The sequence below is a fragment of the Azospirillum picis genome, from assembly GCF_017876115.1.
GTDB classification, from domain to species: Bacteria; Pseudomonadota; Alphaproteobacteria; order Azospirillales; family Azospirillaceae; genus Azospirillum; species Azospirillum picis.
In genome coordinates, this window is the sequence record NZ_JAGINO010000008.1 from 36,835 (window position 1) to 58,153 (window position 21,319).

A 21,319-nucleotide genomic window follows, 5' to 3' on the forward strand; every position below is an offset into this window, starting at 1 on the left:
GCTCAGGCGGCCTTCGACAGGACCGATTCCAGACGCTCCGTCGCCTTGGTCTCGTCGATCTTCTCGACGGCGGCCAGCTCGCGGGCCAGGCGCTCGAGCGCGGCCTGGTAGATCTGGCGCTCGCTGTAGGACTGGTCGGACTGGTCGGCGCCGCGGTACAGGTCGCGCACCACCTCGGCGATCGACACCGGGTCGCCGGAGTTGATCTTGGCTTCGTATTCCTGGGCACGCCGGCTCCACATGGTGCGGCGGACGCGCGAGCGGCCCTGCAGCGTCTCCAGGGCCACCTTGATGCGGTCCTTGGACGACAGGCGGCGCAGGCCGGCATTGCGGGCCTTGGTGACCGGAACCTTGAGCGTCATGCGCTCTTTCTCGAACGTGATCGCGTAGAGTTGAACCTCGAGACCGGCAATGCTGTGGGTCTCGATCCCTTCGACCCGACCGACGCCATGAGCCGGGTAAACGACGAAGTCACCGGCTTCGAAGTCAAGCTTGTTCGACATGTGGATTGGCTCTCACTTCTCGCGATCACGCCATTTTGCCGTCCCGGTGGAAGGGACGAAAAAGGACCCACGAGACGGATGCGGCGCCGTGGGGATGGGACCCATCCACGACGATCACAACAATCACGAGTCCTTGGACGATCAGGAAGCCGGCAATGGCGCGAAGGCCGGCTCCGGGCGCGCATTATAACGATGTTACGCCCGGGTTACAAAGGGAAGCGCAGCGCCTCGGGCGAAAATCGCCCGATGGCCGCCCCGTCGATTTTGCATAGCAATATGGACGGACACAATCTGTTTGCATGGCCCGACTCGGGGAAGGCACTCGGGGGCAAAGCCCCGGCCGGCCGGGCCGACACCGGCCCTTCGTCAGCCGCCGGCCTTGTTCGAGAAGTACTTTTCGAACTTGCCGTCGACGTTCTTGAAGTCGTCGGCGTCGGCCGGGGCGTCCTTCTTGCGGGTGATGTTGGGCCACTGACCGGAATAGTCGCGGTTCAGCTCCAGCCACTTGGTCGCACGGTCGTCGGTGTCCGGGACGATCGCCTCGGCCGGGCATTCCGGCTCGCACACGCCGCAGTCGATGCATTCGTCCGGATGGATGACCAGCATGTTCTCACCCTCGTAGAAGCAATCCACGGGGCAGACTTCGACGCAGTCGGTGTACTTGCACTTGATGCAGCCGTCGGTGACGACGTAGGGCATGATTCATTCTCCGCTGTTCCGGCCGGCGGCCTCGTCCCGCTGCTGTTGTTCCTGCCCGATCGGGGCCGGATGCCGGACGGGTATCCTTGCGGGTGATGCCGGGCCGGATGGCCAACCCGCGCCTGCCTAGCACGCCGCCGTCAGCCCGTTCAACCCTGTGCGTGATGTGGGCGACACTGTCGCACCGGCAAGGGGCGCAGGCATCCGTCCGGCGGGAGATCCGAAGCGGGCAGGATCGGTCACCGCCTCCAGGAAGGCGCGCATGCCGCCCGTTTCGATGGCGTCGGCGCGGCGGACGAACTGCGTCGGCATGCGGGCCAGCGCCTCGGGCAGGGCGCGGGGCGCCAGCAGGTCGCGCCAGGGCTCGCGCTCCACCACCGAGCGGGGGATGACCGTCACGCCCATGCCGGCGGCGACGCAGCCCAGGATGGCGTCGAGGGCTCCGAACTCCATGACGCGGAACGGCAGGCGCCCGGCCTCGCGCATCGCCGTCTCGGCCCGGCCGCGATAGGCGCAGGCCCGGCCGAAGGCGATCAGGGTGTGGCGGGCCGACTCCCGGGTGAGGCCGGCGGCCGGTTCCGCCAGCACCAGCTCCTCCTCGAAGACCGGTTGCGCGGCAAGGTCGGGATGTGCCACCGGCCCGCCGACGAAAGCGCCGTCGAGCCGCCCGGCCAGCACCTCGGCCAGCAGGGTCTCGGTCGGGCCGGGGGTGATGGTGAGGTCGATGTCGGGATGGTCCCGGTGGAAGCCGGCGAGGATCGGCGGCAGCCGCACCGCCGCGGTCGATTCCATGGAGCCGACCGCCAGCCGTCCGCCGCGGCCCGCCGCCTCCGCCACCGCGTCGCGGGCCTGGGCGACCAGCCGGAGCACGCGGTCGGCGTAGCCGGCCAGCACCCGGCCGGCCGGCGTCGGCTCCATGCCGCGGCTCAGCCGCAGGAACAGGTCGACGCCGAGCTCCTCCTCCAGCCGCTTGATCCGCGCGGTGACGTTGGACTGGACGCAGTGCAGGGCTTCCGCCGCCCGGCTGACGCTGCCGGTATCCGCCACTGCCTTCACGACACGCAATCCGGCCAGGTCCATCCCATCGACTCCCGCTTCCGCGCATGGCTTCCATCACCGGGAGTGGAGCTTATCATCAGAACAATTCATTGGAAATGAGGGGCTGGGCGCCCTCATGATGGTTGGGTCATCAATCGGCAGGCCGAACGGTTTCCAACGGGCCGGCCGAAAAAGGAGAGGGCGTGGACCATGGTTCGGGTGCTGATCGGCGGGGTGGTCGCGCTTGCCATCGCCATGGGGGTGGCGCGGTTCGCCTTCACCCCGATCCTGCCGGCGATGCAGGCCGCCACCGGGCTGGGGACGGACGGGGCGGGGCTGCTCGCCTCGGTGAACTATCTGGGGTATTTCCTCGGCGCGCTGGCGGCCGGGCTGGTGCCGCACGGCCGCGTCCGCACCGCCGTGTTCCGCGTGTCGCTGCTGCTCAGCGTCTGCAGCACCGCGGCGATGGGGCTGGATCTCGGGAACGCCGAGCGTGCGATGCCGGTGTGGCTGGTGCTGCGCTTCGTCTCGGGCCTGTCGAGCGCCGGCATCTTCATCCTGGGCATCGCCATGGTGCTGGACACGCTGACGCGCCGCGGCGGCGAGCGGCTCGCCGGCTGGCTCTACACCGGGGTCGGCTCCGGCATCGCCGCATCCGGCCTGTTCGTGGGGCTGGCCGGCGGCTGGCTGGGCTGGGCCGGCGACTGGCTGGCGCTGGGGGCGATCTGCGCCGGGCTCGGGCTGATGCCCTGGCTGTGGCTGAGCGATCCGCTGCAACCCGCCCATCCTGCGGCCGGAACGGCGGCGGGAAAGCCGCCCGGTCTGTCGATGCCGCTGCTGCTGCTGACGGCGGCCTATTTCCTTCAGGGCGGCGGCTACATCGTGTCGGCCACCTTCATGGTGTCGATCCTGAAGACCGATCCAGGGACCGCCGCGGTCGGCGAGATGGCCTGGATGATGGCGGGGCTCGGCGCGATGGGCGGCGGCGTGACGTGGGCGGCGGTCGCCCGCCGCACCAGCGGCTGGTGGTCGCTGATCCTGCTCCACCTGGTCCAGGCGGCCGTCGTGCTGCTGCCGATGAGCGGGTCGCCGGTCCTGGCCCTGGTCGCCGCCATCCTGTTCGGCAGCACCTTCGTCGGCGCCGTGTCGCAGTCCTTCGCGCTGGGCCGGCAGCTTTCGGCCGGAGGCTCGGCGCGGGTGGTCGGGGCGCTGACCGCGATCTATGGGCTCGGCCAGATCATCGGGCCGCTGCCCGCCGGAATGGTGGTGGCGCGGACCGGCAGCTTCAACCTCGCCCTGGTGGGCGCGGCGGCGGCGGTGCTGGCGGCGGCGGTGCTGCTGGTGCTGGGGATGCTGATCGCCGGCCGGCAATCCTCCGGCGACCCGGCGATGATCTCGACGAAAGCCTGAAACAGGTTTTGCAGGTTTTCCGCTCGACCCGGTCGGGGGCTTGAGGGCTGGGAGGCGGCCTGGCCGGCGCCTCCCAGCCCGTCTTTCAATGGCCTGCCGCTTTCTTCCGCCTGCCGGCCGCCATCAGGTTCAGCGCCTCCACCAGCGCCGAGAAGGCGATGGCGAAGTACAGGTAGCCCTTGGGGATGTGGAAGCCCAGCCCGTCGGCCACCAGCGCCACGCCGACCAGCAGCAGGAAGGACAGCGCCAGCATCTTCACCGTGGTGTGACGGTTGACGAAGTCGCCGACCGGGCCGGAGGCGAACAGCATGACCGCCATGGCGATGACGACGGCGGCGATCATCACCGGCAGGTGGTCGGACATGCCGACGGCGGTGATGACGCTGTCGAGCGAGAAGACGATGTCCAGGAACATGATCTGGATGACCACCGAGGTGAAGGTGGCGCGCTTCGGCCCCGACCCCTCCTCCTCATGGCCTTCCACGGTGTGGTGGATTTCCAGGGTGCCCTTCGCCAGCAGGAACATGCCGCCCAGGATCAGGATCAGGTCGCGGCCTGAGACGTCCCAGCCGGCGACGGTGAACAGCGGCTGCGTTAGCTGCGCCACCCAGGCGATGGAGGCCAGCAGGGCGAGGCGTGACAGCAGCGCCAGCGCCAGGCCGAACTGGCGGGCCTTCTTCTGCTGCTCGACCGGCAGCTTCGACGCCATGATCGAGATGAAGATGATGTTGTCGATGCCCAGCACGATCTCCAGCGCGGTCAGCGTCAGGAGGCTGGCCCAAACATTCGGGTCGGCAAGCAGGTCGAGCATGAAGGGGCAGGGCTCCGGCTGTCGTTGGGCGCGGTCGGGGCGCGGTTGGTCGGCGGCACGCCGACACCGACGGGCCAGCGTGACCGCGACCACATGAGGTCGCGCGCGACCCTCTGCAAGAGCGACTTTCGCCGTTTTTGCGCCGCAAAGCCGGTCATAGGCCCATCGGGGAGGAGTGGTCCGGGATCAGGGGGCGAAAATCCGCCGCCCGCCGGCCTTGGTGGAGGCCCGGTCGGGAATGGCCCATCCGGACAAGGCCGGCGCGGCCCGGTCGGCCTCCAGCCGCCCGGCGATCGCCTGGGGAGCGGCGCGGGCGGCCCAGGCCCGGCGGCGCACCGCCATCTGCACCCGGCAATCCTGCGAGCAATAGCGTGGCGCCGGGCCGCGGGTGGATGGGCGGACGAAGGGCCGGCCGCAGCAGGCGCAATAAAGCGTGGTCATGGTCGTTTCCTCCGGAAGGACGGCCGTTGCCCGGCCTTGTCCCAAGCCGCAGGGTGACTGTCCCTTGCGGCTTTTCTGATGCTGTGGACTGTATTGTGTCCGATGATCCGGACGGCCGCCAGCAAGCAAAAGACATATCATGCCGGCAGGGAAGTATTCGATTTCAGAATTTGGAACGGCAGCAGCAGCTTAGGTGCTGAAGCGCGTCACTTCGACGCGACTCTCTTTACGGTCGTTTCGCACTGCGGTCGTCTACCAAGCGAGGCTTGGCATTCCCATGTATTCCAGTCGATGAAAGCTGGAGGGGACGAGGCCCATGAAGCTGACGCGGCTTGCCGCCTTCCTGAAAACCGAGAGCGCCGGCGGCGTGGTCCTGATGGCGGCGGCGGTGCTTGCGCTCCTGTGGGCGAACTCGCCGGCCGCTCCGCTCTACGACGCGATCCTGGCGATGAAGGTGGCGGTGACGGCCGGCGGCGTCGGCTTGGACAAGCCGCTGATCCTGTGGATCAACGATGGGCTGATGGCGGTCTTCTTCCTGCTGGTCGGGCTGGAGATCAAGCGCGAGGCGCTGGAGGGCGAACTGTCCAGCCCGGCCAAGGCGATGCTGCCGGGCATCGCGGCGCTTGGCGGCATGGCGGCCCCCGCCCTGGTCTACTGCCTGTTCGCCCAGGCGGAACCGGGCGCCCTGCAGGGGTGGGCGATCCCGGCGGCGACCGACATCGCCTTCGCCCTCGGCGTGCTGGCGCTGCTGGGCAACCGCGTGCCCGGCAGCCTGCGCGTCTTCCTGCTGGCGCTGGCCATCATGGACGACCTGGGTGCCATCGTGATCATCGCCGTCTTCTACAGCCACGGGCTGGTGCCGGCGGCGCTGGTGCTGGCGGCGGCATCGGCGCTCGGGCTCTTCCTGCTGAACCGGGCGGGCGTGCGCACGCTGGCTCCCTACCTGCTGCTGGGGCTGGTGCTGTGGGTGTGCGTGCTGAAGTCCGGCATCCACGCCACGCTGGCCGGGGTGGTCCTGGCCTTCGCCATCCCGCTGCGGGACGCCGGCGACGGGGGCAGGCGCGCGGGCGACGCGCCGCTTCTTCGCCTGGAACATGCGCTGCACCCCTGGGTCGCCTTCCTGATCATGCCGGTCTTCGCGCTGGCCAATGCCGGCGTGCCGCTGGGCGGCATCAGCCCGGCCATCCTGCTGGAGCCGGTGCCGCTGGGCATCGCACTCGGCCTGTTCCTCGGCAAGCAGGCCGGCGTGTTCCTGGCGGTGTGGATCGCCGTGCACACGGGGGCGGCGGAGCGTCCGGCCGGGGCCCGCTGGGGCCAGATCTACGGCGTCGCCGTGCTGACCGGGATCGGCTTCACCATGAGCCTGTTCATCGGCACGCTCGCCTTCTCCGACCCCGTCCATGCGGTCGAGGTGCGGCTGGGCGTGCTGACCGGCTCGGTCGGCTCGGCGCTGGCGGGATACGCGCTGCTCCACCTGTCCGGCCGGCGGCGGCGCACGGTGGCGGTGGCACGCTAATCCGGCTCCGGGACGCCCTCGCCCCGCCCTTGCCCCGCAGTCGCCCGGCATTCGCCCTGCATTCGTTTGTCGCACCAACTTTGCCGCCGGGCGCGGAACCCGACGGGGTGGTCGCAGGTTTCACAGCATGCGGGACCATGCGCGGTGGGCGCGAGACCGCCAGACGGGGGACATGCGATGATCGATGCCATCCGCGCACGCCGGCGCACCGTCACCCATGATCCCCGGCCGGATCAGCCCGGCGGGCTGAGCCCCGACGATTTCCAGCGCCTGGAGCGGCTGCGCCGGCTGACGCGGCTGATGGACACGCGCTGGCGCATCCCCGGCACCCGCATCCCCATCGGCCTGGACGGCATCGCCAGCCTGGTGCCGGTGGCGGGCGACACGGCGACGGCGGTGGTGTCGGCCTACCTCATTCTGGAGGCGTCGCGCTTCGGGCTGCCCAAGTCGCTGATCGCCCGCATGGTCTTCAACGTCATGCTCGACTGGGCGGGCGGTTCCGTTCCGGTGATCGGGACGCTGTTCGACGTGGCCTTCAAGGCCAACCGGATGAACCTGAACCTGCTGCACGAGCATCTGGAGCAGCGTCTGGCCGGTGCGCCGGCGAGGCGCTGACAGGCGCCGATATCCGGGATCCTTCGCTTCCGCTTCGGGGCCGGGACGCGGCCTGTGCTGGCCTGCTTCCGCGCCGGCACGAGTGCCTGGGCAGCTTGACGTGGATCAAGGCAGGGCCAGGGGGGCTGCGGCACTCTGTCGCCCATGAACGCGATCACGCCCCTGGCCGTTCGTCCGGCCCCCGCCCTCCGGTCCCCCGCCCAAGCGGTCGACGCCGCCCTGCTCGCCAAGTATGACGGGCTGCGGGTGCCGCGCTACACCAGCTACCCGACCGCGCCGCACTTCACCCCGGACGTGAACGGCGACGTCTATGGCGGCTGGCTGGAGGCGGTGGAGCCGTCGCAGTCCGGCTCGCTCTACCTGCACATCCCCTTCTGCCAGAAGATGTGCTGGTACTGCGGCTGTCACACCAAGATCGTCGCCCGCTATGCCCCGATCGCCGAGTATCTCGGGCATCTGCGGCGCGAGATCGCCATGGTGGCGGACCGCATCCCCGGCCGGCTGGCGGTGCGCCACATCCATTTCGGCGGCGGCACCCCGACGATGCTGGCGCCCGGCGATTTCGAATCGCTGATCGGCCTGCTGCGCGAGCGCTTCGACGTCGTCCCCGGCGCCGAGCTGGCGGTGGAGATCGATCCGCGCACCCTGATCGCGGAGATGGCGGCGGCGCTGGGCCGTGCCGGGGTCAACCGCGCCTCGCTGGGCGTCCAGGATTTCGACGCGACGGTGCAGGAGGCGATCAACCGCGTCCAGCCGCGCGCCGTGACCGAGCAGGCGCTGGCCTGGCTGCAGGACGCCGGCATCGGCGGCATCAACCTCGACCTGATGTACGGCCTTCCCCACCAGTCGGTGGAAAGCGTCACTCGTTCCGCCGAAATCGCGCTGGAGATGGCGCCCGACCGGCTGTCGGTCTTCGGCTACGCCCACGTGCCGTGGATGAAGACCCACCAGAAGAAGATCGACGAATCGGTGCTGGCCGGCTCGCTCGGCCGCTGGGAGCAGTTCGCGGCGATCGCAGACACCCTGGCCGCCGCCGGCTACAGCGCCGTCGGGCTCGACCATTTCGCCCGTCCGGGCGACGAGCTGGCGGTACAGCAGGAGGAGGGCCGGCTCGGCCGCAACTTCCAGGGCTACACCACCGACGATGCCGACGTGCTGCTGGGCTTCGGCTCCTCGTCGATCGGCGCCCTGCCGCAGGGCTATGTGCAGAACGCCGTGCCCTTCGACCAGTATGCCGCCGCCATCGAGGAGGGCCGGCTGCCGACCTCCAAGGGCATCGCGCTGACCGGCGACGACCGGGTGCGCCGCGACCTGATCATGCGGCTGATGTGCGACCTGTCGGTCGACACCGCCGCCATCGCCCGCGCCCACGGCCTGGACGAGGCGACCTTCGAGCCGGAACTGGCCGGCATGGCCGACCTCGTCGCCGACGGCGTGGCGGTGGTGGAGGGGCGGCGCGTCCATGTCCCGGACAGCGCCCGTCCGCTGATGCGCATCGTCGCCGCCCGCTTCGACACCCACCTGTCCAAGGGAGCCGGCCGGCACAGCCGCGCGGTGTGATCCCGCCCGCGTTTCGGAAGCCGCCAAGGCGGGGCCGGGAGAAGGGCTGACGGGAAAAAGGCTCAAGGGAAAAAGGCCGAAGGGAAAAGACGGCCGGCACCATCCGCCGGCCGCCTTTTCCCGTATCGCGCCTCCGAATCCACAAGGCTGCGCGGCAACCCCGCCGATCCCTGGCATCGGCAGCATGCGCGGCCCGCCGCCGGAGGCCGTGCCGCCGCCGGTCCACCGTCGGCCGGCCATCCAGATACGCGGTCGGCGGGCGGCTCCTGCGCAGGGATGCCCTGGAACATTCGGGGTAGCGGCAGGCGCACGCCCTTCCGTTCCCGCCCCAAAAAGCGCATAGCCCCCGTGGGTGCGCTGCGGTGGCGAAGGTCTCCCCGGCTCCTGTATGGTCGCGCCGAAGGTCGACACCCCCTTTGCGGCCCTTCTCTTGGAAGCACCGACTGACAAGGTGAGCAATGATCCGGCGCGTGCGTACCCTTCCCCTCCTGCTGGCGCTGTCCGCGCTTCTGGTTCCCGGCTGCATGCCGCGGGAACGCATCCCAAACCCGCCGAACGTGCGCACCGCGCCCGACGCCGGTGCCGGGCTGGAGCCGATCCATGGCGAATGGGAAACCGACAAGCCGACGCCGCTCTACGCCAAGCCGGCGGCGGGGGCGGGCGTCGTCGCTTCGCTCGCCGCCGGACAGCCGGTCGCCGCGCTGGGGCGGGTGCGCAACAGCGACTGGATCGCGGTGAAGGCGGGCGGTTCCACCGCCTATGTCCGGCTCTACCTGCTGCGGCTGAAAGGCAGCACGCCGGCCGGCTCGCGCGGCACCACCACGACGCTGGCCAAGCCGGTCGACAATGCCGGGCCGACGATCAAGGCCGCCCCCCGTCACAAGATCGGCGCGACCCCGATCGCCCAGTGACCCGTTTGGAATGACCTGTCCGGCTCCTGTCCGGCGGCGGGGATGAAAGCCACCTGCCGTCGGACAGAAGTCTCAGGCTCCCCCTCGACACGGCTCCATGATAGAACATATCAGGAACATATGCCTGTCGAGCGGAGTCCGGTCATGCCCATCCTCTCCCGATCCCCATCCTCTGCCGACGCGACGGACCGGAGCGGGCAGGGGCACGTGCACGCACTCCCATCACAAGGAGTGGGCGGACACGGGATGGGCGAATACGGGATGGCCGTGGCTGCTGGCAGCCGCGCCGACCGGCTGGCGGAACTGCGCGCGCGCATCCGGCGGATGGAGGGGGCGGGCGGCGAGGGCGGGCGGATCCTGCCCTTCGGCGTCGAGGAGATCGACGGCCAGCTCCCCGACGGCGGCCTGCCGCTGGGTTGCCTGCATGCGCTGGCCGCGGAGGATGCCGGGGCGGGCACCGCCTTCGCCGCTGCCCTGCTGGCCAGAATGGCGAGCGCACGCGCGCCGGTCCTTTGGATCCTGCGTGGGCGTGACCTGCATGCCCCCGGGCTGGCCGCCTACGGCCTGACACCCGACCGGCTGATCGCGGTACGGGCGGCAAGGCCGGCTGACGCGCTGTGGGCGATGGAGGAGGCCCTGCGCTGCTCCGCCCTGTCGGCGGTGCTGGGGGAGGTGGAGGGGCTCGACCTGACCGCCGGCCGGCGGCTCCAGCTCGCCGCCGAGTCGTCGGGGGTCACCGGGCTGCTGCTCGACCTCGCGCCGACACGGCGCAGGGACGGCAGGGCGGCAGGGGGGCGGGCGGGCAGGCAGGCAGGGGGGCAGGCGGACGGGATGAGCGCCGCGGTGACCCGCTGGCGCCTGGATGCGGTTCCCAGCCGGGATGAGGAGGAGGATGCCGCTCCCCGTCCAGGGGGAGGGCCTCCCGGGCTGGGGGCGCCACGCTGGAGCGTCGCGCTGGAGCGCTGCCGCGGCGGCCGTCCGGGATGCTGGACCCTGTCCTGGGAACAAGGGACCTGGCATCAGGTTGAACGGCGCCAAGCAGAACGATTGCAGGCCGAGGAATGGCAGGCCGGGTCGACCGGGGACGGGTCCGCCGGAGACCGGCGTGACCATCCGGAACGGTCAGGAGCTTGGGCGGTGTCGGACAACCGACAGGGGCGCCCTCCGATCCTGACGGATTCCGGCCGGAGGGAGGCCGTTCAGTAGTCGGTGGCCCAACGGGGGGCTTGCAGTGACTCCTGCCCCGTCTCCGCGGCTCCGGTCTCCGCGGGGTCGGTCAGCCAACGGGGATCGTCGGCATGGAGCGGGAGCTGGCGGGCGAATTCCGCGGTTTCGGCGGCACGGCGCTGCTTCAGCAGGCGGTCGGCGAGGTGGGCGGGCAGCATGGCAGGTCTCCTTCTGAGCGCCGGATGGCACCGCGGATCAGCCTGAAAGGCCGCCCTGGCCCACCCGTCCTGTTTGCCTGGATCATAAACACGCAAGTTCCAGGCCAGCTGTGAGTCGCGTCACACAAGATCAATGACACACGACGAACTCTCTACAAACGGTTTATACGCACCCACATGACACGGGGGATCTGTCGTACATGCCGTGGCGGCGCCCACGCTTTCCATCGGGGCCGTCGCCGTCCGTATGAGATCTGGTTCCCTTCCGCGCCTTTCCAACCCATATTCGCGGCGAATTGCCTTCAAGGATTGCGTACCTCCCATGCACAGCCCCACTGAAACCGACATTTGCCCGAACTGCCTAAAACCTAGCCATCTGTGCATTTGCGAGGCGGTACAGCCCATCGACAACGGCGTGTTCCTGCTGATCCTGCAGCACCCGCAGGAGAAGCGGGAGGCTCTCGGCACCGCCCAGCTCGCCCATCTGCAGTTCGCGAACTCGATGGTGAAGGTCGGGCTTAGCTGGCCCGGCCTGAGGCGCATCCTGGGGCGCGAGGTCGACCACAAGCGCTGGGGCGTGCTGTATCTCGGTCCGGTGAAGGAGGGCGGCCCGGCCCGGCCCGAGGTCGGGGTGGTCGACAGGAACGGCCAGCTCTTGAAGGATAGCGCCGACATCCTGGCCGACCTGGAAGGCGTCATCGTCCTGGACGGCACCTGGAGCCAGGCCAAGACCCTGTGGTGGCGCAATGCCTGGCTGCTGAAATGCCGCCGCATCGTGCTGAATCCGCAGTTCCGTTCGCTCTACGGCCAGGCGCGCAAGGAGCCGCGCCGCGACAGCGTGTCCACGCTGGAGGCCGGCGCCTTCCTGCTGTCGCGGCTGGAAGGCGATCAGACCGTCTTCGATACGGCACTGAAGCCTTTCTCGCTGCTGCTGAAGAAGCTGCGCGCACCCCGCCCGCGCCGCCCCGCCCAACCGCAGCCGCAGGACGCCACCGGCACGGCGCCGGAGGAGGGCGGCGGGGATGGGGGCGGGGACGGCGGAGAAGACTGATCCCTTCGGTGCACCTCTTCCGCTCATTGCCGTCGGTGCAACCAAACCGGTTGCGCAGCCGTTTCCGGAAGTGAAGGGGCCGGACCTCCGGCCCGCATCCGAGATGGAAGGACACGCGCCATGAGGGGCATTCTGCTGTGGCTGGTCGGCATCCCGATCCCCGTCATCATCCTGCTTTACCTGTTCCATGTGATCTGACGCCGAGTGATCTGGCGCCGAGTGATCTGACGCCGGAGCCGGACCTTTCCGGCTTTCCGGACTCTGCTTGAAAAACGGGAGCAGCCGGCGGATGCGTGGCGGAGCCCTTACCCGTCATGGCCGGCGCTTTCCGGAGCTCTTCTCTCCATAGGGGGCCACCCCGCAAGAGCCCGGGAGTTCCGGTGGCACGTCCTGGCGCCCGCCCGGCGGGCGGTACAACGGAATGCGCCGCATCCTCGACCGGCAGCGGTCCGCACTATCCCCAGATGCGGGCCAACAACTACTACAAGCACGGAGCGGGCGAGGCTTGGAACGCGCCGTTGCCGGGGAATTTCGACATGCCGCAGGGCGGATGCGTGCGAATCGCCATCAGGAGCAAACCGACGCCGCCGGAGGCCCGGTCGCTCTGGCGGTGCGACCACTCTCCTATTCGACCTCGTCCTCCAACACCACGCTGTTCGGCACCATGACCGGCACGACCATCGATACCGCGATGATCACCATCCCGGGGGAGGCGTCCGGGGTCAGGAAGGTCACCGTCCCGGTGTGTGGCGAAATGCGGAAATGACAGCCCTCTCTTGACCTGCTCGCCCCATCCGGCCGTCCCGACCACTTGACGAATGCCCGGATCACCGATCGGCCGGGCGGCCGCCGTTGCGCATAGAACGGCCGCCGGGTTGACGCCGGCGCGGGGCAGGGGGCCAAATGCCCTGCCTTCCTCGCGCTATCACGGGAATTCCATGGCCAGCGATTTCGTTCCCTTCGGGCTGACCGTCTGCGGTCTCAGCGAGCTCTGCCAGTTCGGCGGCGGCAAGGTCAGCCATGTGCTGTCCATCCTCGACCCCGAGATGACCGAACCCACCGAATTCGGCGATTACGGTGAACATGAGCGGCTGGAGCTGCGCTTCCATGACGTCATCGAGCCGACCCGCGGCCAGATCGCGCCGGAGCGTGCCGATGTGGAGCGCATCCTGGCCTTCGGCCGCGACCTGATGGCCGAGCCGGAAGCCTGCCGCCACCTGCTGGTCCACTGCCATGCCGGGGTGTCGCGCTCGACCGCGGCGCTGACCATGATCCTGGCCCAGGCGCGGCCGGACCTTCCCGCCGAGCAGGCGGTCGCCGCCGTGGTCGCCATCCGCGCCCAGACCTGGCCCAACCTGCGCATGACCGAATTCGCAGACGACATCCTCGGCCGCCGGGGGGAACTGGTCGACGCCGTGCGCCGGCGCCACCGCACGCTCGGCAGGCAGCGCCCCGAGCTGGTCCAGTTCATGATCGACAACGGCCGCATCCGCGAGGTCGAGGACCTGATCGACTGAGCACGCGCGCCGGGCCTGCCGTCGGCCTCCTGCCCGCTTCCTTATACCAACGGCTTTTGAACCTGGCTTGTCAGGATCATAGCTTCGGCGGCATGTGCCACCGCCGCGCCAGTCGGCGCGGATGCCAGCGGTCATCATCAATGACCACTGGTATTAGAGTCTGCCTGGTGCTTATTGAAGCACCAGGCAGACTCTAAGCTTTTGGTTTTCCGTGTGATTCACGTTTCAAGCGGTACCGCTTGAAACGATCACACTCTAGTCCTCGTCGTCCTCGAACTGGTCGAGGCTCAGCGAGCGGACTTCCGTGCTCGGGTTCGGCGGCGGGGCGGCCTTGCCGGCGGGCGGGGCCGGCCGGCCGGCGGCGCGGCCCGGCGGCAAGTGGGCGTTCGGCCCCTTCAGCGGGCTGTTGACGGTGCCGCGCGGGCCGATGCTCGGCTCCTCCCCGAAATCGGGCAGCGGCGGGATGCGGTCCATCACCCGGCGGATCAACTGGGCGATGCGGTCGGCTTCCACGCGCAGCGCCTGCCCGCGCTCCCCCTCGTAGAGCGGGTCGTCCAGGAACTTGCGGATTTCCAGCACGCCGCGCAACTCCACCCCGCACATCTCGTGCGTGCCGATCGGCAGGGCCTTGACCCGGGCGAAGCTGGCGAAGAAGGCGGCGCTGCCCTCGACGAACTGGACCACCATGCGGGCGTGCAGCCGCTCCAGCGCGGTGGTCATCGGGTCGATGAGGTCCCCCATCTCCTCCGGCGCGGCGTCCAGCCGCTCCTGGGCCAGCGCCGCCAGCGCGAAGAAGTCCCTTACCCGCCGGCTGAAGCGGCGGTAGCGTCCCAGCCCGCCGACCGAGATGCGCTCGCGCGCCGCCTGGGCCAGCTCGGCCGACTGCTTCAGCATGGCGTCCAGCCGCATCAGCAGGGTGGCGATCTCGCGCTGGCGCTGGGCGGCGCTGCGTCCGGGGGACGGCGCCGGCGGCGCGGAGGGGCGGCGGGGCGGGGCGGAGCGCATCATGCGGTACGGGATCGCTCCTCAGCGGGCGGTGCGGACGGTCAGAGACTTTTGCCCGCCGCTGCGCACCACCGTCAACTGTACCGGCGTGCCGACGCGCAGAAGGCCGATGCGGTTGCGGAAATCGGTGGCGCTGCGCACCGACCGGCCATCCACCGCGACCACCACGTCGCCGCTGCGCAGGCCGCTGCTGTCGGCGGGCGACCCCTGCTCGACCTTGGCGATCAGCGCGCCCTCGTCGCCGTTCAGGTTCAGGCTCTCGGCCAGGTCGGGCGTCAGGTCCTGGATGGCGATGCCGAGCCGGCCGCGCCGCACCTCGCCATATTCGCGGAGCTGCTCGACCACCGAGCGGACGATGCTGACCGGCACGGCGAAGCCGATGCCGACCGAGCCGCCGGCCGGGCCGATGATGGCGGTGTTGATGCCGATCAGCTCGCCCTGGAAATTGACCAGCGCGCCGCCGGAATTGCCGGGGTTGATCGAGGCGTCGGTCTGGATGAAGTCCTCGTAGCCCTCGATCTTCAGCCCGCTGCGCCCCAGCGCCGAGACGATGCCCGAGGTCACCGTCTGTCCCAGTCCGAAGGGGTTGCCGATGGCGACCACGAAGTCGCCGACCTTGGCGCGGTCCGAGTCGCCCAGCGGCAGCGCCGTCAGCCCCTCGCCCTTGATCTGCAGCAGGGCGATGTCGGTGGCGGCGTCGCGGCCGATCAGCTTGGCGGTGAAGCGGCGGCGGTCCTTCAGCGTGACCGCGATCTCGCGCGCGTTCTCGACCACGTGGTTGTTGGTGATGACGTAGCCCTTGGCGGCGTCGATGATCACGCCGGACCCGGCGCTGACCTGCGGCCTGGCCTGCGGCATCTGGTCGGGCAGGTTGAAGAAGCGGCGGAAGAAGGGGTCGCGCAGCAGCGGGTTCTCCGCCTGGGGGGCCTGGCTCAGCACGGCGATGTTGACCACCGCCGGGGTCACCTGCTCCAGCATCGGGGCGATGGTGCCGCCGCCCACGGCGCCCAGCGGCAGCGCCGCAGCCGCCGGCGAGGCGCCCAGCCCGAACCGGTGAAGGGCCGAGTCGCCGGGAGCCGACAGGGTGATGCCGGCCAGCGCCGCCACCCCGACCGCCGCCGCAAACACCACCGGCCGCACGACCGCTTTCATGGCTTCGTCCTTTCCATTCGTGGGTTCTTTGTTGACCGGGCTGATTTGGGACAAGGAAGAAGGTGGTTCAAGCCTGCCTCGCCCCTTGCTTCTCGTCCTTGCCGATCGCGGCGCCGGAAACTCCCGGTAAAGAAATTCGATGGTATAGACCAGCGTCGGCGCAGCCTCCCGGCGGTTCCGGGCGGCGCGGATGACGGAACCGGGTTGAACGCGATGAGCGGCGGGCCACTGCTCGAACTGAGCGAGCACGAGTATCTGCAGATGGAGGAGGCGCTGTCGCAGACCGCGCGCGGCCGCGCCTTCCTGCGCATGCGCGACCGGCGCTGCCGGGTCGTGGCCTCCGACGACTTCCAGCGGCTGGTCGGCCAGCTCGAGGAGCAGGTCAACCGCCTGACCGGGACCCAGCCCGACGCCTATGCCGCCTTCCCCGGCGAGGACCCGCGCATCCAGCAGGAGCTGACCGCCATCACCCAGGTGGTGCGCGAGGCACGCAGCGACATCGCCGCCCTGAAGGCGACCGACACCGGATCGAACCGGATCGAGGCGGCGACCGGCGAGCTCGACGAGATCGTCGCCGCCACCGAGCGCGCCACCACCGACATCCTGAACGCGACGGAGAAGATCCAGGAAATCACCATGTCGATGCCGCGCGACGATGCCGATCTCGCCGAGCGGATCGACGCGATCGAGGCATGGTGCATCGAGGTCATGACCGCCTGCTCCTTCCAGGACATCACCGGCCAGCGCACCACCAAGGTCGTCAACACGCTGCGCTACATCGAGGAGCGGGTGAACACGATGATCGAGATCTGGGGGGTGGACCGGCTGACCGCCGTCGACCACCACCCGGGCGACGTCGCCTCGCACCGCAAGATGGGCGACACCCGTCCCGACGCCCACCTGCTGAACGGCCCCCAGCTCGGCGGGCCGGAGGTCAGCCAGGACGCCATCGACGCCCTGTTCGCCAGCGTGCCCGAGGTGGCGGAGCGGGCGGAGCCGCTGCCGGCCGGCATCGAGCCCTCGCCGCCACCCCCTCCTCCTCCGCCTTCCCCGGCCGCGAGACCGGCACCGCCCCCGCCCCCGCCGCCGCCAGCGGAGTCCGGCGGCGATGGCGGAGCCTCGATCTCGCAGGCCGACATCGACGCCCTGTTCGCGTGACCGGCCATGGCGCAAGACGGCAAATCCCGCATCCGACTGACCCAGGACCAGCTCGACCGCGTGTGCGAGCGCCATCTCCGGTTTGCCGAGGGGCGGCCGAACGGCGCCCGCGCCAACCTTCCCTTCTTCGACCTGTCCGGCCTGTCGCTGGCCGGCCGCAACCTCACCGGCGCCCATCTGGCGGGCGCCATCCTGCGCGATGCCGACCTGCGCGGCGCCGTGCTCGACCATGCCGACCTCTACGGTGCCGACCTGCGCGGCGCCGACCTGTCGCAGGCGCGGCTGTTCCGCACCGACATGCGCGGCGCCAACGTGCGGGGCACCCGGCTGGACGGCGCCGTCATGGTCGAGGTTGACCTGCGCGACGGCAGCATGGTCAACCGCAACAGCGCCGGCGAACTGAAGGTGGTGGGCTTCGATCCCGGCCCGGCCGACATGGGCTCGGCCCAGCTCACCAACGCCGACATGGCGCGAGCCAAGCTGTCCGGCAGCTTCGCGCAGTCGGCCGACTTCACCAACACACGCCTGTCCGGCGCCCGCCTGGACCGCGTCGACCTGCGCGGCGCCAACTTCTCCGGCGCCGACCTGCGCGGGGCCGACCTCAATGGTTCCGACCTGCGCGGCGCGATCCTCGACGGCGCCACGCTGGACGACGGGGGGCTGGAGCAGGCGATCCGCACCGACGAGCAGGCGCGCGCCGCCTCGCTCGCCCCGCCGGCGCCGCCGGCCGATCCCGAGCCCGAATCCGCCGCCGCCGAGGAGATGCCGGCCCTTCCCGCCGGCCAGCTCGACAGCATGCTGAAGCAGCACATGATCTGGCTCGGCTCCAGCGGCAAGCAGGGATGCCAGCTCGATCTCAGCGGGCTGAACCTGGAGGGGGCCGACCTCGCGGGCAAGATCCTCACCCTGGCCAAGGGCAGCGGCGCCCGGCTGCGCAACGCCCGGCTGGCCGGGGCGCAGCTCCAGGCGGCGCAGTTCGACGGGGCCGACCTGCGCTCCGCCGATCTCAGCGCCGCCGACCTGCGCGGGGTGAAGCTGGACCGCGCCATCCTGATCGACAGCCGGCTGGACAACGCCAACCTCGGGATGCTGCTGGTCAGCGCCGGGGCGAAGGTGATGCGGGCCTCGCTGGTGCGGGCGCGGCTGGCCGGCGCCTCCCTGGCCAGGACGAACCTGAAGGGCAGCGACCTGACCATGGCCGACCTGACCGGCTGCGACCGCTCGTCGGCTGTCCTGGAGGGCGCCATCCTGGAGGGGACGAGGCTGGGCGCGCCCTGACCGGGCGGGCGCCGGATGGCGGTCTCCGGCGCGAAACCGTTGATCGGTTTCAAATTTCCGTAACGCACCGCAACGGACGGGGGAGCCGTCCGGCGTGGCACCCCGGTCCGGGATGTCCGCGGAGATCCTTCCGCCGGACGGAAAAAGGATTGCTTCTTAACGGCTTAGCGCCACGGGTGGGGCTTGACGCCCACTTGGCCCGGTGGCACGCTGCTTCGCAAGCGTGGCGCTTGGCGAACAAACGCGCCCGCAGCAAATGGGGAAACGTCAACGGCCATGACCAAGTCGGAACTGATCCAACGGCTGGCGGAGCGCAATCCGCACCTCTACCAGCGCGACATCGAGAAGATCGTCGGCACCATCTTCGACGAGATCACCGAGGCGCTGGCGCGGGGCGACCGGGTGGAGCTGCGCGGCTTCGGCGCCTTCTCCATCAAGAAGCGCGACGCGCGCACCGGTCGCAACCCCCGGACCGGGGAATCGGTTGACGTCGGGGAGAAATGCATCCCCTTCTTCAAGACCGGCAAGCAGCTCCGGGAGCGTCTGAACACGGAGTGAGCGCCGGGCCACTTCATATCAAGGCCGGGCGCGTCGCCGGCCCGATCATCCGGGCGTCCGCCCCAGTCACCAAGGAATCCTCGCCTTGCGCCATCTCTCCTGGATCATCACCATTCCCGTGGCCCTCGTCGCGATCCTGTTCGCGATCTCCAACCGCGGCATCGTGACCCTGTCGCTGTGGCCGCTGCCCTTCACGCTGGAAGCCCCGGTCTATATCGCCACGCTGGTCGCCCTGCTGCTGGGCTTCCTGGCCGGCGGCTTCATCGTGTGGAACAGCCAGCGCCGCCATCGCCGCCGGGCCCGGCGCGAGGGCAACCGCGTGCTGTACCTGGAGCGTGAGCTGAAGGAGGCGCAGGCCCGCGCCGCCGCCGCCGAGAAGCGCCTCGCCGAAACCACCCGCCCGCTGTCCGGCCCTGCGGCCGGGACGCTGCCCGGCCCCTCCGGCACCCTGCCGGTCCCGGCGGCGGAGACCCAGGCCCCCACGGTTCACTGATCCCGGCCCGCTGCCCGGCCCGCTCGCTGTCCGGTCCTCCGCCCGCGAGGCGGGGGAGGGGCGGGGAGGGCGCCGCTGCGGGACGGCGGCAGGAGGTGGTTCCATGCGCACCGTCAGCGGCGCCGAGCTGCGATCCGTCCTGCACCACCGCATGCTGATCGAGCGGATGCGGCAGGCCTTCCGCGCCGGGGCGGTCATCCCGCCGGCCCAGCGCCACACCGTCGAGACCTACGGCTCCAGCGACGCCCTGCTGCGCCTGGAGCCGTCCTGGCAGGTCAACCAGGTGATCGGGGTGAGGATCGACACGGTCTTCCCCGACAACGCCACGGCCGACCTGCCGAAGACCCAGGGCGTCTACCTGCTGATCGACGGCAAGACCGGGGTGCCGCAGGCCCTGCTGGAGGCGGGGTCGCTGACCCGCCGCCGCACGGCCGCCGCCTCGGCGCTGGCCGCCTCCTACCTGGCGCGTCCGGATTCCGAACGGCTGCTGGTGGTCGGCACCGGCCCGCTGGCGCTCGAACTGGTGGAAGCCTACGCCGCCGTCCGGCCGCTGCGCCACGTGCTGGTCTGGGGCCGCGACCCGGCCAAGGCCAAGCGCATCGTCGGCCGCTTCCACCGCCCGAAATTCCGCATCGAAGCCACCGCCGACCTCGAGGGCGCGGTGCGCGGTGCCGACATCGTCACCTGCGCCACCTCCGCGGCCGAGCCGATCATCCGCGGCGAGTGGCTGCGGCCGGGACAGCACCTCGACCTGGTCGGCGGGGTTGCGCCGGGAATGCGCGAGGCCGACGACACCTGCATCCGCCGCTCCCGCGTCTTCGTCGACACCCGCGAGACGGCGCTGGACGAGGCGGGCGACATCGTCCAGCCGATGGCCGCCGGCATCCTCGCCCCCGACGACATCGCCGGCGACCTCTACGACCTCACCCGCGGCGAGCGGGCCGGCCGCCGTTTCTACGACCAGATCACGCTGTTCAAATCGACCGGCACGCCGGTGGAGGATCTCTGCGCCGCCCAGCTTGCGGTGGAGATGGTCCTCCACAACGACTCGATCCGCTAGAGTCCGTCTGATGCTTGATGAAGCACCGGACAGACTCTAAGCTTTTGGTTTTCCGTGTGAGCACGCTTCAGAGCAGCGCTTCCAGCACGCGGTCCGGCGGGGCGTGGCCGTCGGTGAAGGTCTTGATGTTGACCACCACCTTCTCGCCCATGTCGATGCGTCCTTCGATGGTGGCGGATCCCATGTGCGGCAGCAGGACGACGTTGTCGAGGCGCAGGAGCTTGGGGTTGACCGCCGGCTCGTGCTCGAACACGTCCAACCCCGCGCCGGCGATCTCGCCCTTGGACAGCATCCGGGTCAGCGCCACCTCGTCGATCACCTCGCCGCGCGAGGTGTTGACGATGTAGCAGTGGGGCCGCAGCAGCTTCAGGCGGCGCTCCGACAGGAGATGGTAGGTGGCCGGCGTGTGCGGGCAGTTGATGGAGATGATGTCCATCCGCGCCAGCATCTGGTCCAGGCTCGACCAGTAGGTCGCCTCCAGCTCCTGCTCCAGCTCGGGATGGACGCGGCGGCGGTTGTGGTAGTGGATCGACATGCCGAAGGCGCGCGCGCGGCGGGCCAGCGCCGAACCGATGCGGCCCATGCCGAGGATGCCCAGCCGCTTGCCGCTGATGCGGTGGCCCAGCATGGTGGTCGGTCCCCAGCCGGTCCACTGGCCGGAGCGCACCAGCCGCTCGCCCTCCGCCACGCGGCGCGCGGTCGCCAGCAGCAGGGCCATGGTCATGTCGGCGGTGTCCTCGGTGAGGACGCCGGGGGTGTTGGTGACGATGATGCCGCGCTCGCGGGCAGCCTTCAGGTCGATATGGTCGACGCCGGTGCCGAACGAGGCGATCAGCCGCAGTTGCGGCCCGGCCGCCTCGATCAGCGCGCGGTCGATGCGGTCGGTCACGGTCGGCACCAGCACCTCGGCGATCGCCATCGCGTCCTGCAACTGGGCGGCGGTGAGCGGCAGGTCGTCCGGGTTCAGGCGGGTGTCGAACAGCTCCATCATCCGGGTCTCGATGACGTCCGGCAGCTTGCGGGTGACGACAACGAGCGGCTTCTTCTTGTCGGTCATCGGTGCTGTTCCTTCCTTGTTCCCGGCCCCTGTCCCGGCCCCTGTCCCGGCCCTTGTGTCGGCCCTTGTGCCGGCAACGCTCCCGGCGTCGCCCCGGCCTG

Annotated in this window: 23 protein-coding genes; 14 read left to right on the forward strand and 9 right to left on the reverse strand. The window is 70.1% G+C overall.

Annotated features, from left to right (window positions below):
- Positions 1-2 precede the first annotated feature (2 nt).
- The 3 genes from J2850_RS13000 to J2850_RS13010 form a co-directional block, all read right to left on the reverse strand.
- On the reverse strand, positions 3-503 hold the full coding sequence (locus tag J2850_RS13000) for a CarD family transcriptional regulator (protein WP_014248912.1): 501 nt from the start codon (positions 501-503) through the stop codon (positions 3-5).
- 366 nt (positions 504-869) lie between these two features.
- Positions 870-1,202 carry a ferredoxin FdxA gene (gene fdxA, locus J2850_RS13005; protein ID WP_209982255.1) on the reverse strand — a complete coding sequence of 111 codons (333 nt, stop codon included), beginning with the start codon at positions 1,200-1,202 and terminating at the stop codon, positions 870-872.
- 126 nt (positions 1,203-1,328) lie between these two features.
- On the reverse strand, positions 1,329-2,282 hold the full coding sequence (locus J2850_RS13010) for a LysR family transcriptional regulator (protein ID WP_209982257.1): 954 nt from the start codon (positions 2,280-2,282) through the stop codon (positions 1,329-1,331).
- Between the two features lie 168 nt (positions 2,283-2,450).
- On the opposite strand from J2850_RS13010, the gene J2850_RS13015 reads away from it, so the two are divergent.
- Positions 2,451-3,650, forward strand: coding sequence for a YbfB/YjiJ family MFS transporter (locus J2850_RS13015; protein WP_209982259.1), 1,200 nt, complete (start codon positions 2,451-2,453; stop codon positions 3,648-3,650).
- 85 nt (positions 3,651-3,735) lie between these two features.
- Here J2850_RS13015 and J2850_RS13020 read toward each other — a convergent pair whose 3' ends face one another.
- Positions 3,736-4,461, reverse strand: coding sequence for a TerC family protein (locus J2850_RS13020; protein ID WP_209982261.1), 726 nt, complete (start codon positions 4,459-4,461; stop codon positions 3,736-3,738).
- A gap of 186 nt (positions 4,462-4,647) precedes the next feature.
- Positions 4,648-4,902 (reverse strand): hypothetical protein, encoded by a 255-nt coding sequence (locus tag J2850_RS13025; RefSeq protein ID WP_209982263.1) that lies wholly within the window; start codon positions 4,900-4,902, stop codon positions 4,648-4,650.
- A gap of 316 nt (positions 4,903-5,218) precedes the next feature.
- On the opposite strand from J2850_RS13025, the gene nhaA reads away from it, so the two are divergent.
- The 5 genes from nhaA to J2850_RS13050 all read left to right on the forward strand — a co-directional run bounded on the left by nhaA (position 5,219) and on the right by J2850_RS13050 (position 10,710).
- Complete coding sequence (gene nhaA / locus J2850_RS13030) at positions 5,219-6,418, forward strand: Na+/H+ antiporter NhaA (RefSeq protein WP_209982265.1); 1,200 nt, start codon at positions 5,219-5,221, stop codon at positions 6,416-6,418.
- Between the two features lie 177 nt (positions 6,419-6,595).
- The gene (locus tag J2850_RS13035) at positions 6,596-7,033 is read left to right on the forward strand and encodes a DUF4112 domain-containing protein (protein WP_209982267.1); all 438 of its coding nucleotides are present in this window, start codon (positions 6,596-6,598) and stop codon (positions 7,031-7,033) included.
- Positions 7,034-7,177: 144 nt separating this feature from the next.
- A complete protein-coding gene (gene hemN, locus J2850_RS13040) occupies positions 7,178-8,593 on the forward strand; it encodes an oxygen-independent coproporphyrinogen III oxidase (protein ID WP_209982269.1) in 1,416 nt (471 codons plus the stop codon).
- A 470-nt stretch (positions 8,594-9,063) separates the two neighbouring features.
- Complete coding sequence (locus J2850_RS13045) at positions 9,064-9,504, forward strand: SH3 domain-containing protein (protein WP_307354402.1); 441 nt, start codon at positions 9,064-9,066, stop codon at positions 9,502-9,504.
- Positions 9,505-9,771: 267 nt separating this feature from the next.
- A complete protein-coding gene (locus J2850_RS13050; RefSeq protein WP_343206883.1) occupies positions 9,772-10,710 on the forward strand; it encodes an ImuA family protein in 939 nt (312 codons plus the stop codon).
- Here the strand turns inward: J2850_RS13050 and J2850_RS13055 are convergent.
- Positions 10,704-10,889, reverse strand: a complete 186-nt coding sequence (locus J2850_RS13055) for a hypothetical protein (RefSeq protein WP_209982273.1) — start codon at positions 10,887-10,889, stop codon at positions 10,704-10,706. The two genes, J2850_RS13050 and J2850_RS13055, sit on opposite strands and share 7 nt — an antisense overlap.
- A gap of 322 nt (positions 10,890-11,211) precedes the next feature.
- On the opposite strand from J2850_RS13055, the gene J2850_RS13060 reads away from it, so the two are divergent.
- The 3 genes from J2850_RS13060 to J2850_RS13070 all read left to right on the forward strand — a co-directional run bounded on the left by J2850_RS13060 (position 11,212) and on the right by J2850_RS13070 (position 13,457).
- A complete protein-coding gene (locus J2850_RS13060) occupies positions 11,212-11,940 on the forward strand; it encodes a tRNA-uridine aminocarboxypropyltransferase (RefSeq protein ID WP_246513041.1) in 729 nt (242 codons plus the stop codon).
- 505 nt (positions 11,941-12,445) lie between these two features.
- The gene (locus J2850_RS13065) at positions 12,446-12,706 is read left to right on the forward strand and encodes a hypothetical protein (RefSeq protein WP_209982277.1); all 261 of its coding nucleotides are present in this window, start codon (positions 12,446-12,448) and stop codon (positions 12,704-12,706) included.
- A gap of 172 nt (positions 12,707-12,878) precedes the next feature.
- Positions 12,879-13,457, forward strand: coding sequence for a tyrosine phosphatase family protein (locus tag J2850_RS13070; RefSeq protein WP_209982278.1), 579 nt, complete (start codon positions 12,879-12,881; stop codon positions 13,455-13,457).
- Between the two features lie 255 nt (positions 13,458-13,712).
- Here the strand turns inward: J2850_RS13070 and J2850_RS13075 are convergent, their stop codons facing one another.
- Together J2850_RS13075 and J2850_RS13080 are read right to left on the reverse strand one after the other, a co-directional pair.
- Positions 13,713-14,465, reverse strand: a complete 753-nt coding sequence (locus J2850_RS13075) for a hypothetical protein (protein WP_209982280.1) — start codon at positions 14,463-14,465, stop codon at positions 13,713-13,715.
- A gap of 18 nt (positions 14,466-14,483) precedes the next feature.
- On the reverse strand, positions 14,484-15,614 hold the full coding sequence (locus J2850_RS13080; RefSeq protein WP_209982282.1) for a Do family serine endopeptidase: 1,131 nt from the start codon (positions 15,612-15,614) through the stop codon (positions 14,484-14,486).
- 213 nt (positions 15,615-15,827) lie between these two features.
- On the opposite strand from J2850_RS13080, the gene J2850_RS13085 reads away from it, so the two are divergent.
- The 5 genes from J2850_RS13085 to lhpI all read left to right on the forward strand — a co-directional run bounded on the left by J2850_RS13085 (position 15,828) and on the right by lhpI (position 20,161).
- A complete protein-coding gene (locus J2850_RS13085; protein ID WP_209982284.1) occupies positions 15,828-16,772 on the forward strand; it encodes a hypothetical protein in 945 nt (314 codons plus the stop codon).
- Positions 16,773-16,778: 6 nt separating this feature from the next.
- Positions 16,779-18,050, forward strand: a complete 1,272-nt coding sequence (locus J2850_RS13090) for a pentapeptide repeat-containing protein (protein WP_209982286.1) — start codon at positions 16,779-16,781, stop codon at positions 18,048-18,050.
- A gap of 276 nt (positions 18,051-18,326) precedes the next feature.
- Positions 18,327-18,608: an integration host factor subunit beta gene (gene ihfB / locus J2850_RS13095; protein ID WP_085090428.1), complete on the forward strand. Its 282-nt coding sequence runs from the start codon at positions 18,327-18,329 to the stop codon at positions 18,606-18,608.
- A gap of 85 nt (positions 18,609-18,693) precedes the next feature.
- Positions 18,694-19,101 carry a lipopolysaccharide assembly protein LapA domain-containing protein gene (locus tag J2850_RS13100; protein ID WP_209982288.1) on the forward strand — a complete coding sequence of 136 codons (408 nt, stop codon included), beginning with the start codon at positions 18,694-18,696 and terminating at the stop codon, positions 19,099-19,101.
- Between the two features lie 103 nt (positions 19,102-19,204).
- Positions 19,205-20,161, forward strand: coding sequence for a bifunctional Delta(1)-pyrroline-2-carboxylate/Delta(1)-piperideine-2-carboxylate reductase (gene lhpI / locus J2850_RS13105; RefSeq protein WP_209982290.1), 957 nt, complete (start codon positions 19,205-19,207; stop codon positions 20,159-20,161).
- A gap of 67 nt (positions 20,162-20,228) precedes the next feature.
- Here lhpI and J2850_RS13110 read toward each other — a convergent pair whose 3' ends face one another.
- The gene (locus tag J2850_RS13110) at positions 20,229-21,218 is read right to left on the reverse strand and encodes a 2-hydroxyacid dehydrogenase (protein WP_209982292.1); all 990 of its coding nucleotides are present in this window, start codon (positions 21,216-21,218) and stop codon (positions 20,229-20,231) included.
- Between the last annotated feature and the right edge of the window lie 101 nt (positions 21,219-21,319).